The sequence below is a fragment of the Anaerolineales bacterium genome, assembly GCA_016928575.1.
Taxonomy (GTDB): Bacteria; Chloroflexota; Anaerolineae; order Anaerolineales; family RBG-16-64-43; genus JAFGKK01.
This window is the reverse complement of record JAFGKK010000109.1, coordinates 1-10,668: the sequence shown is the minus strand read 5'-3', so window position 1 is coordinate 10,668 and position 10,668 is coordinate 1. Positions and strand designations below refer to the sequence as shown.

Genomic DNA, 10,668 nt, shown 5'->3' with positions numbered 1-10,668 from the left:
CCTGGACCCCCGATAAACCCACTCGGGGGTGACAACCCCTCGTCATGCCCGCGTGTTCGTAGCGGGCATCCAGGAACCATCGGAGTGTATCCTGAACCGTCCGCCCTGGATCCCCGATAAACCCACTCGGGGATGACGGCCCCTTATAAGGCCTCGATCCCTTCATTCGATATCAAGGACCTCCTCGCGCATGTCGAACACTTTGGACAGGGCAAGGAGGGTCATGGAATTGCGCATCCGCCCCGTTCGGACCGCCTCGCGGACCTCCGCCAGCGTCAGTTCACGGCAATCCAAATCTTCCCCCTCGTCCAACTTCGGCTCGTGGACCTTGCGGACGCCTAGCGCCAGGAAGTGATGGGCCCGGTTGTCAAGGAACGCCGGCTGGGCGAACGACCAGCCGAGCGATTTCCACTCGCGGGCGGCGCAGCCCGTCTCCTCGTCCAGCTCCCGCATCGCCGCCTGCAAGGGGGCTTCCCCCGGATCGATCAACCCGGCCGGGATTTCCAGCGACTGCCGGCGCACGCCGAACCGGAACTGACTGACGGCGAGGATCCGCATTTCGTCCGTCAGCGCGACGACGTTCACCCATTCCGGGGTCTCGAGGACCACAGCCCGGAAATTTTTCTTATTGCGCGGGTTCTCGACCCAATCAAACCGCGCCTTGAAGATTTTCAAATCCGGCCCCGGCTCGGAACGGACGACCTTCCAGGACCGTTGGTTTTCCTGTCCGGACGGCTTCATGCGCATCCTCCGCAAGCGCGGATCGAAAAAAGCTGTCCGCGCCCGGCCCGATTCCATCCGGCACCGAGCGCGGGAACGGATCCGGCTTCTTGTGGCGCCCGGACCGGGAGATCCCCGCGGGCGGATTCAATCATACAACCGGAGGATCGTCAAAAACCTCAGCCCGGCATCCCCCCCGCCCGCACCGGCCGCCCCCGCCGAAGAATCCTCCCGCCCGGCGCGCGTTGACTTCCCTATTATGGTAAGTTATCATACAAGTTACAGCCGATGAAACCGTCGCTCGCCCGCGTCAAGCGGGCCCGGGTCAAGGATCAGGTCTTCCGCCAGCTGCGCGATCAGATCGTCGGCGGCGCTTGGCCGCCGGGATCCAAGATCCCCTCCGAGAACGCCCTCACCCGCCGGCTGGGGGTGAGCCGGGTTTCGCTGCGCGAGGCCCTGCACATGCTGGCCTCGCTCGGCTTGGTCGAATCCCGGCAGGGCGGCGGTACGTTCGTCAAGCGCTACTCGGGGGACATCCTCTTCAACCCCCTTTTCCCGATGATCGTCCTCGACAAAACCGACCTGCTCGAGGTCCTCGAATACCGGAGGATCGTCGAGAAGGGAACCGCCGCCCTGGCCGCCGAAAAGGCGGGCGAAAAGGAGATCGCCGAACTGGAATCCGCCTACCGGACGATGACCAAGACAAAAGGAAGGCTGCGGGAGTTCGCCCGCGCGGACCTGGATTTTCACTTCGCCCTGGCCCGGGCGACGGGCAATCCCATCATCGTCAAGGTGAACGACATCATCAAAAGCGTGTTGAGCGTTTCGATGGACCGGATCGTCAGCACGCTCGGGGTAAGCGACGGATTGGCTTACCACAAACGGATCGTGGAGGCCGTCAAGGCGCACGATGCGCCCCTCGCGGAATCGCTCATGGAGGAGCACGTGACCCGCACGATCCGCCGTCTGAAAGCGAGGAACCGGAATGGCTGACGCACGGAACGGCCGGCGGACCGACGACATCCGCTCCCTGGAACGGACCGCATCGAAGTTGCGCGAGCACGTGGTGCGGATGATCGGCGTGGGCAAGGCGGGCCACCTGGGCGGTTCGTGCTCGCTGGCGGAGATCGCGGCGGCCCTGTATTTCCGCGCCATGCGGTTCGACCCGAAGAACATCGCCGATCCGGACCGGGACCGCCTGCTGCTCAGCAAGGGGCATTCGGTGCTGATCCAATACGCGGCGCTGATCGAACTCGGCGTGATTCCGCTCGCGGAGCGGGAAAAGGTGAAGACTCTGGGCGGCATGCTCCAGGGCCATCCCGACATGGACAAGACCCCCGGGATCGAAGCCGTCACGGGATCGCTTGGCCAGGGGCTTTCGATCGGGGTGGGCATGGCGCTGGCGCTGCGCCTGGACCGCCGCGGCGCGCGCGTGTTCGTGATCATGGGCGACGGCGAGCTGGCGGAGGGCCAGCTTTGGGAGGCGGCGATGGCCGCGGCCCGCTTCGGTTTGGACCGCATCACCGGCATCGTCGACCGCAACCGGATCCAAGCCACCGGCCCGACGCGGGAAGTTTTCGAGATCCCGCAGATCGAGGAGAAGTGGCGGGCCTTCGGCTGGAACACCCTCACCGTCGACGGCCACAGCATCCCCGCCGTCCTCGACGCGCTCGACCGCGCCTCCGGCATGCACGGCGCGCCGACGGTCATCGTCGCCGATACGGTCAAGGGCAAGGGCATCTCGTTTGCGGAAGACACCGCCGCCTTCCATAACGGGATCCTGACCCAGGGGCAATACGACTTGGCGCTGGCCGAACTGCAGGCGGCCCAGGCGGCGCCGGAGGAAGGAAGGTCCGCATGACCATCCCCACGAATCCCCGCTCAGCCTACGGCGAAGCTCTGGTGGCCCTCGGCGCAAAGGACCCGCGCGTCGTCGCGCTGGATGCGGACCTGAGCAAATCCACGCAATCGATCATGTTCAAAACGGCGTACCCGGACAGGCACTTCGAAATGGGGATCGCGGAACAGAATATGGTGTCCACCGCCGCGGGATTGGCGCTGGCCGGAAAAATCCCCTTCCTGCATTCCTTCGCCGTCTTCGCCTCCGGCCGCGTTTACGATCAGCTGCGCAACTCCGTCTGCATCCCCAACCTTGACGTCCGGATCTGCGGATCCAGCTGCGGGCTTTCGGATTTCGGAGACGGCAAAACCCACCAATCCGTGGAGGACGTCGCCCTGATGCGCGCCCTGCCCAACATGAGCGTGCTCTGCCCGGCTGATTCGCTCGAGCTAGCCGCGATGATGGAGTGCATTCTGGAGTGGCGGGGGCCCGTCTATCTGCGCGTCAACCGCAACGACCTGCCCTTCACCACCTCGCCGGATTCGGCCTACCGCATCGGCCAGATCACGCCCCTGCGCGACGGCGACGACGCGGCGATCTTCGCTTCGGGGGTGATGGTCTCCGCCGCCCTGGACGCGGCCCGGATGCTGGACGCCAAGGGCGTTTCCGCGCGCGTGCTGAACGTGGGCACGATCAAACCCTTGGATGGGGAAGCCGCGGTCCGCCATGCGGCGGGCGTCCGCGCCATCGTCGCCGCCGAGGAGCACAGCGTCATCGGCGGGCTCGGCTCGGCTTTGTTGGAAGCCCTGCGCGGCGCGCCGCACGCGCCGGTCGAATTGATCGGGATCGGCGACCGGTTCGGCCTGTCGGCGGAAAGCTACGGCGCGCTGCTCGCGCATTTCGGCCTTACCGCCGAGGCGATAACCTCGGCGGTCCTGACACTCTTGGAGGGATGACCATGGACATCGGATTCATCGGCCTCGGAATCATGGGGAAGCCGATGGCGAAGAACCTCATCGCCGCCGGCCATTCGCTGACCGTGTTCGACATCAATCCGGCGCCTATCCGCGAATTGGCGGAGGCGGGCGCCAAGGCAGCCGGGTCCGCGCAGGAGGTGGCCGCGCAGTGCGCCCTGGTGATCACCATGCTGCCCAACTCGCCGGACGTGAAGGAGGCCGCGCTCGGAAAAAACGGCCTGATCCACGGCGCCAAGCCCGGAAGCATCCTGGTGGATATGAGTTCGATCGCGCCGCTCGCGGCTCAGGAGATCGCCGCCGCCCTGGCGCAAAAGGGAATCGACATGCTCGACGCCCCGGTCTCCGGGGGCGAGCCGAAGGCGATCGACGGAACCCTCGCAATCATGGCCGGCGGCAAGCCGGAGGTGTTCGAGAAGGTGAAGGACGTCCTGCTGAAGATGGGTTCGAGCGCAGTCCTGTGCGGCGGGGTCGGCGCGGGCAACGTCGTCAAGCTCGCCAACCAGATCATCGTCGCGCTCAACATCGCGGCCATGTCGGAGGCCTTCGCCCTGGCCGCCAAGGCCGGCGTGGATCCGCAGGCCGTGTTCTCCGCGATCCGGGGCGGACTGGCGGGCAGCACCGTGCTCAACGCGAAGGCCCCGATGGTCCTTGCGGGCAACTACAAGCCCGGCTTCCGGATCGAACTGCACATCAAGGACCTGCAGAACGCGCTGGATACGGCCCACAGCCTCGCCGTGCCCGTGCCGCTGACGAGCCAAATCATGGAGATCCTGCAGGCCCTGCGCGTGGATGGAAAACAGAAGGACGACCACGGCGGGATCATCCAGTTTTATGAAAAAATCGCGGGGATAAAGATCCGCGCGGGCGGAACGCAGTCATGAGCGGGCGATTGGCCGGCAAGGCGGCGTTGGTGACGGGCGCCGCCCAGGGCTTGGGCGCGGAAATCGCGCGCGCCTTCGCCCGCGAGGGCGCCCGCGTCTTCCTCGGCGACGTGAACGAGGGCGCGGGCAAGGAAACCGCGCGGGCTATCGCCGGCGCGGAATTCCTGCTCCTGGACGTGACCTCGGAAGAAAGCTGGAGATCCGCACTCGGGGCGGTGGTTTCCCGGGCCGGCCGGATCGACGTGCTGATCAACAACGCGGGGATCAACATCCGCAAGGACATCGAGGAGATGGACGAGGAATCGCTTGACCGGATGTTGGCGGTCAACGTCAAGGGCCCGTTCCTCGGCATCAAGCACGCCCTGCCGCTCATGCGCGGGTCGGGCGGTGGGGTGATCCTCAACATGTCCTCGATCTGCGGGCTGATCGGCCACCGCTACACGAACGAGGCCTACGCGGCGGCGAAGGGCGCTGTGACTCTGCTGACCAAATCCGTCGCCGTGCGCTGCGCCAAAGACAACATCCGCTGCAATTCGGTCCATCCCAGCACCGTCGACACCCCGCTGGTCCGCCAAGTCCTGCAGGATCCGGCGCGCCGGGCCGAGCGCCTCGGCGAGGTTCCGCTCGGCCGGCTGGCTGCCGCCGCGGACGTGGCGGCGGCATTCGTGTACCTGGCCTCCGACGAGGCGGCCTTCGTCAACGGGGTATCCTTCCCGGTCGACGGGGGCGTCACCGCGGATTAGCGCGCCGATCGGTACCGCACAATTCCCTCCGGTTGAAAGATTTCGGCCGCAAAAAGCACACGGGACACAAAGGAAGCCCGGTGATTTCCTTTGTGCCCAGTGTGTTTTTTTTGCCCCAAGATCATCAACTCCAATGGTTATCCTTGGGGGCGCCTGAAGGATATTGCTTTAGGAAAGACGTGGGCCGTTAACGTAAGGGGAAACGCCAATCGGAAGCAATACCAAATAAATCGATCTCCTCAGCCTCTCCCTCATCCCCTCGCTCCCCCTCTCCCAGCATAAGCTGGGAGAAGGGGATGGGGGTTGAGGGATTGACAAAAAAGGGGGAGTAGGGGTCAGGAGGGTAAAGTGAGAGTAGATACAATAACGCACCATATCCGATCCGCCTGATCGATGTCGGCAGGAAAATTCGGTAACCGGAGCCTTTTTTCCGCCCTCATCCCGTCCTCCCGCCACTGCCCGGCGGGATAAATTCTCCGGGCTTGCCTCCGCATGCACGGTCTTGGCATCGAGAGTCAACCGATGTGGATCGCCAGGGGGAGGCTTCGTGAGAAGGCGGCGCGGGGGTTTATTTCTTCAACGTTTGATACGCGGCGTTGATCTGCTTCATCTTCTTTTCCGCGATTTCCTTGTATTCCGGCGCCAGTCCAGCCACTTTATCCGGATGGTACATTTGCGCCAGCTTCCTGTACGCGGAGGTGATTTCGCTTTGGTTGGCCGGCGGACGGATTTTGAGAACCGCGTAAGGATCGGCGGATTCCCCCTCCGCCGGCGGGTATCCGGCTTCATCTCCCGGATATGCCCCGCGGGAAGCATGCGGCCGACCGCCGGAATCACAAGCCCCTCGGTCCTCGCCGCCGGACTTGCGGAACGCCCGGCGGGCCTCCCGCAGAACCAGCCTGTAGAACCCGGTCGACAGCAGGAAGATGATAAGGGTGACGAGGATTTCGGTCCAACCGATTCTCATGCCGATCCTCTCCGGTGGAATCAAGGCGCGCCGCCAGCCCATCCCGCGGTCTTTCTCCGCCGGATCACGCCTTGCTTTCCTTCGGCGGCTTAGCGGAAAACGTCCTCCGCCTTCGGACGGAGAAGCTCTGCGAGCGAGGATTCCCGCAGGCGGTAGGGGAAACCGCGGGCGTGCACCACCGGCAGGGCTTCATCCGCCTGCCCCATTAAAAGCGACGCGGCCGATGCCAGCTCGTCGGCTGCGGCCACCTGGGTTGCCTGCAACCGGTAGTCATAAAGGTCCATTCGCCCGCGCAGGTCTACCAGCGCCGGCAATCCCGCCGCCCCGATCGCCACGCCGACGGTTCCGTTGCGCCAGGCGCGGCCGTGCGAGTCGTTGACGATTACACCGATGTCCGCCCCCGCGGCCTGCTTCATCCTTTCGCGCAGGCGCCGGCAGGAGGAATCCGGATCCTCGGGCAAGAGCAGCACCCATTCCCCCTCTCCGGCCCCGGATCCGACGTTCGACCGATCCACCCCGGCGTTGGCGCAGACGAAGCCGAGCCGGTGCTCGACCACCAGCAGGCCCGGCCGCGCGCGCAGCACCTCGCGGCTCTCGCGCAGGACGACCTCGACAAACCGCGGATCCTTGCCGCACTTTGCGGCCAGCGAGACGGCGCGGACCGAGGGAGTGACGCCGGCTAAGTTCACCAAACGCCCTTCGCCTTTGGAAACGATTTTCTGGGCAAGGATCAGAACGTCCCCGTCCTCCAACCGCAGGCGGCTGGATTTCAGGGACTCGAGGATTAATCCGGCGAGGTCGTCTCCCGGCTCGACGAGCGGCAGGCCGGACAGCGCGGTCAGCCGCAAAGTGCGTCCCGTCGCCAAGGGTTGTTCCGTCCGCGGCTACCGGGAAACCCCGGTGATGCGGATGCCCGCCAGGCGCGCGCGGTAGCGTTTGTTGATCCCGAGCAGGATCGGGGTGATGCCCTCGACCGCGATCGAATTTTTCAGTCCTCCGGCGTCGTAGGCGGTCATCCCGGCGGCTTCCACCATCCGCATCGCGGAGACCTTGGCCTCGGCGTCGTCGCCGCACACCAGCACGTCGCAATCGATTTCCCGGTCCGGATCGCCGAGGTATTCGGCCGAAACGTTTTGAAAGGCCGCGACTACCCGCACTTCGGGGCCGAGCTGTTCCTGGGCTTCCAGGCTGGAGGATCCGCCCGGCGGAAGCTCCATCTGCGCGGGCATTTGGGGATTGATGCACACCCCGACGTTGATGAGGATTTTGCCGGCGAGGGCCGGCCGGATGCTTTCGAGTATCTCCTTTTGCGCGGCGTAGGGAACCGCCAACACCGCCAGATCCGCCTGCCGGGCGGCATCGGCGTTTTCGGCTCCGGAAATGAGTCCGGGTTCGCCGAGCTTGAGGTTCAATTCCGCACAGCGTTCCGCCGCCTTTTGGGCCGAGCGCGAACCGATCAGCACCCGGTACCCGGAGCGGACCCAGCGCATGGCCAAACCCCCGCCCTCGGCGCCGGTCCCCCCGATGACGGCCAAGGTCAGCAATATGTTGTTCGACACGATAGCGCTCCTTTCCTTGCCCCGGGGAGTAAGAATGGGAACCGACGATGCAGAAAGAGAAAGATGATGGCAGACCGCTCCCGGGTGCGAGAACCCTATTCTACGATATTCCGCCCTGATGACAACCGGAGAAGGGGTACTACCCCACTCCTTCCTCCCCCGCCCAACCCTCCCCCATTTGCACCTCGGACATCATTTGAAGCAGAACATCCCATCAAGGGGCAAATGGGGGACAACAAAGGAGGGGGAGGATTAGGGAGGGGAGCCTCAATCAAACGCCGGCGGCATCGCCGAATCCGCGCAACGCGCGAACACTGCCTGCAGGATCCGCAGCGAGGTCCGTCTTTCGGACAGCGCGGGGATTTCCTCGATTCCGAAAAAACCGGCCGCGCTGGTCTCGTCGCTCGGGTGCGGCTCCCCGCCCAGGTCGTCGCACAGAAATACGATCTTGTAGACGTGCATCACGTCGCGGTCCGCGTCCTCGCGGTTGGCGTCGAACACGCCGGCGACGCGGGCGGCGCGCGCTTCCACGCCGCTTTCCTCACGCACCTCGCGCTCGACCATCGCCGAAGGCAACTCGCCCACATCCCCCCACCCTCCGGGCAGGCACCAGCCGCCGTCGGATCGTTCCCGCACCAGCAATATCTTTCCGCCGCGGAAGACGGCCCCGCGCACGTCGATCTTGGGGGTGGCGTACCCGCGCGGTGCGAGAAACACCCGCATGACCGATTCGCGAGGCAGCGCCGCATGTTCGGCCGTGATTTCCGCCGCGATCTCCGTCAGGCGCCGATACCTCTGGCGGTGATAATCGTCCGGCGCGTAGTGCAATCCGGTCTGCGCCAGAGCCTGGATCTCGCGGGCCCACTCCAGCCAGCGGGGCAGATGCCGGTCGGGATGATCCGTCATGCGACAATCTCCTTATCTGCGATTGAGCCCCCTCCCATCTTCCCCCGTTAGCCCACCGGAGAAACAACCGCCTTTGGAAGGGGCCGACTCTTCAGCGCTAACGGGGGAGGAGAGAGGAGGGGGAGGATGGGAGGGGGTTCACCCTTTCACCACCGCCGCCGGCCTCAGCCGCGCCACTTTCTTCCCAATTCCGGCGCCGCACACCGCGGCGACAACGCGGTCGACGTCCTTGTAGGCCTGCGGCGCCTCCTCCGCCAGCCCGGGCAGGGAGCCCGCCCGCACGCGCACGCCGCGCTGTTCGAGCTCGCCGCGTAGTTTTTCGCCGCGGATCTCGCGCTTGGCCTTGGCGCGGCTCATCAGCCGGCCGGCGCCGTGGCAGCACGAGCCGTAGGAGAGCTCCATGCCGGCCGGGGTGCCGAGCAGAACCCAGGAGGCCGTCCCCATCGAGCCGGGGACGAGCACCGGCTGGCCGAGGGCCCGGTAGTCCGCGGGGATATCCCCGCCGCCGGGGCCGAAGGCGCGGGTCGCGCCTTTGCGGTGGACGCAAACCTTGCGCTTGCGGCCGTCGATCGTATGGGTTTCAATCTTAGCCATGTTGTGGGCGATGTCGTAGACCTGACACAATTCCCAGCGCGCTCCCTTCCCCCCGAACACTTCCTCGAAACTTCGGCGGGCGTGATGCGCCAGCACTTGCCGGTTGGCGAAGGCGAAGTTCGCCGCGGCCTTCATCGCCCCGAGGTAGGCCCGGCCTTCGGGGGAGCCGATCGGCGCGCAGACCAGCTCGCGGTCCGGCAGGCGGATGCCGTAGCGCCTCACCGCGGATTGGAAGCTCTGGACGTAGTCGGTGCAGATCTGGTGGCCGAAGCCGCGCGATCCGCAGTGGATCTGCAAAGCGAGGCGCCCCTCGCGCAATCCCATCGCCTCCGCCGCGGCCGCGTCGAACACCTGCTCGACCACGTCCACCTCCAGGAAGTGGTTCCCCGCCCCGAGCGTGCCCAACTGACCCCGGCCGCGCTCCTTGGCGCGGGCCGAGACCTGTTCCGGATCGGCCCCTTCGAGGCAGCCGCCCTCCTCGGTGCGCTCCACGTCGTCGGCCAGGGCATATCCCTTGCGCAAAGCCCACCGCGCCCCTTCCCGGCATACCCGGTCCAATTCGTCGGTGGTCAGCGGGACGCTGCCTTTTTCGCCCACGCCGCTCGGGCAATTGCGGTATAGCGCGGTGGCCAAATCCGCAAGATGCGGTTCGGCCTCCTCCCAGGGCAGCGTAGTGGAAAGCAGGCGAACGCCGCAGTTGATGTCGTACCCGACCGCGCCGGGCGAGATCACCCCCTCGTCCAAATCCGCCGCCATCACGCCGCCGATCGGCATTCCGTACCCCTGGTGCACGTCCGGCATCACCACCACCCGCCCCGCCAACCCGGGCAGGCAGGCGACGTTCACCGCCTGCTCCACCGACAGGTCGCCGAGCGCGTCCTCGAGCAGCGCGTCGTCGGCGATGATCCGCACCGCCGTTTGCATGTCGCCGCGGTGCGAGGCGGGCAGATCCCAAAGATACTCGCCGGCTTTATGGAAATCGGTTTTAGAGGCCATGGCCAATCTCCGCGCTTCTCCCGCAAAAAGACCGAAAGTCGGGCGGGCAGGGCTCACAAATAACCGGGAATGCCTGAGTCTGCCCTGGCCCCCCGATTGACCGGCTCGGGGGTGACGAGTTCTCCGTCATACCCGCGTGAGTTAAGCAGGTTCCCGGAAAAATCACCCACGGACAGACATCCAGGATTTTATTCGTCATGCCCGCATGTCCGGAGCGGGCATCCAGGGTTTTGTTCGTCATGCCCGCGTGTCCGGAGCGGGCATCTAGAGTTTTTGTTCGTCATGCCCGCATGTCCGGAGCGGGCATCCAGAGTTTTTGTTCGTCATGCCCGCGTGTTTGTAGCGGGCATCCAGGGTTTTGTTCGTCATGCCCGCGTGTCCGTAGCGGGCATCCAGGCTTTTGTTCGTCATGCCCGCGTGTTCGTAGCGGGCATCCAGGGTTTTGTTCGTCATGCCCGCGTGTTCGTAGCGGGCATCCAGGGTTT

Annotated in this window: 12 protein-coding genes; 5 read left to right on the top strand and 7 right to left on the bottom strand. The window is 65.4% G+C overall.

All coding sequences use genetic code 11. The features are described from left to right. Positions 1-162: 162 nt before the first annotated feature. A complete protein-coding gene (locus JW929_13570; protein MBN1440432.1) occupies positions 163-741 on the bottom strand; it encodes an NUDIX hydrolase in 579 nt (192 codons plus the stop codon). Positions 742-1,008: 267 nt separating this feature from the next. Between JW929_13570 and JW929_13565 the strand changes: the two genes are divergently transcribed. The 5 genes from JW929_13565 to JW929_13545 are packed head-to-tail and all read left to right on the top strand — an operon-like array spanning position 1,009 to position 5,161. Continuing rightward, positions 1,009-1,713: a FadR family transcriptional regulator gene (locus tag JW929_13565; GenBank protein MBN1440431.1), complete on the top strand. Its 705-nt coding sequence runs from the start codon at positions 1,009-1,011 to the stop codon at positions 1,711-1,713. Further along, positions 1,706-2,581, top strand: a complete 876-nt coding sequence (locus JW929_13560) for a transketolase (GenBank protein MBN1440430.1) — start codon at positions 1,706-1,708, stop codon at positions 2,579-2,581. The genes JW929_13565 and JW929_13560 overlap by 8 nt, the downstream gene beginning before the upstream one ends. Then, a complete protein-coding gene (locus JW929_13555) occupies positions 2,578-3,516 on the top strand; it encodes a transketolase family protein (protein ID MBN1440429.1) in 939 nt (312 codons plus the stop codon). Before JW929_13560 ends, JW929_13555 begins: the two co-directional genes overlap by 4 nt. Beyond that, positions 3,513-4,418: a 2-hydroxy-3-oxopropionate reductase gene (garR, locus tag JW929_13550; GenBank protein MBN1440428.1), complete on the top strand. Its 906-nt coding sequence runs from the start codon at positions 3,513-3,515 to the stop codon at positions 4,416-4,418. The genes JW929_13555 and garR overlap by 4 nt, the downstream gene beginning before the upstream one ends. Further along, the gene (locus JW929_13545; protein ID MBN1440427.1) at positions 4,415-5,161 is read left to right on the top strand and encodes a glucose 1-dehydrogenase; all 747 of its coding nucleotides are present in this window, start codon (positions 4,415-4,417) and stop codon (positions 5,159-5,161) included. Before garR ends, JW929_13545 begins: the two co-directional genes overlap by 4 nt. 568 nt (positions 5,162-5,729) lie before the next feature. Here the strand turns inward: JW929_13545 and JW929_13540 are convergent. The 6 genes from JW929_13540 to JW929_13515 form a co-directional block, all read right to left on the bottom strand. Further along, on the bottom strand, positions 5,730-6,128 hold the full coding sequence (locus tag JW929_13540; protein ID MBN1440426.1) for a J domain-containing protein: 399 nt from the start codon (positions 6,126-6,128) through the stop codon (positions 5,730-5,732). Between the two features lie 89 nt (positions 6,129-6,217). After that, complete coding sequence (cofE, locus tag JW929_13535; GenBank protein ID MBN1440425.1) at positions 6,218-6,994, bottom strand: coenzyme F420-0:L-glutamate ligase; 777 nt, start codon at positions 6,992-6,994, stop codon at positions 6,218-6,220. An 18-nt stretch (positions 6,995-7,012) separates the two neighbouring features. Next, positions 7,013-7,675, bottom strand: a complete 663-nt coding sequence (npdG, locus tag JW929_13530) for an NADPH-dependent F420 reductase (GenBank protein MBN1440424.1) — start codon at positions 7,673-7,675, stop codon at positions 7,013-7,015. Between the two features lie 279 nt (positions 7,676-7,954). Continuing rightward, positions 7,955-8,593, bottom strand: coding sequence for an NUDIX hydrolase N-terminal domain-containing protein (locus JW929_13525; GenBank protein MBN1440423.1), 639 nt, complete (start codon positions 8,591-8,593; stop codon positions 7,955-7,957). Positions 8,594-8,731: 138 nt separating this feature from the next. Continuing rightward, a complete protein-coding gene (locus JW929_13520; GenBank protein MBN1440422.1) occupies positions 8,732-10,183 on the bottom strand; it encodes an RtcB family protein in 1,452 nt (483 codons plus the stop codon). 264 nt (positions 10,184-10,447) lie between these two features. Next, the coding region (locus JW929_13515) for a hypothetical protein (protein MBN1440421.1) at positions 10,448-10,668 on the bottom strand (221 nt) is incomplete at its 5' end.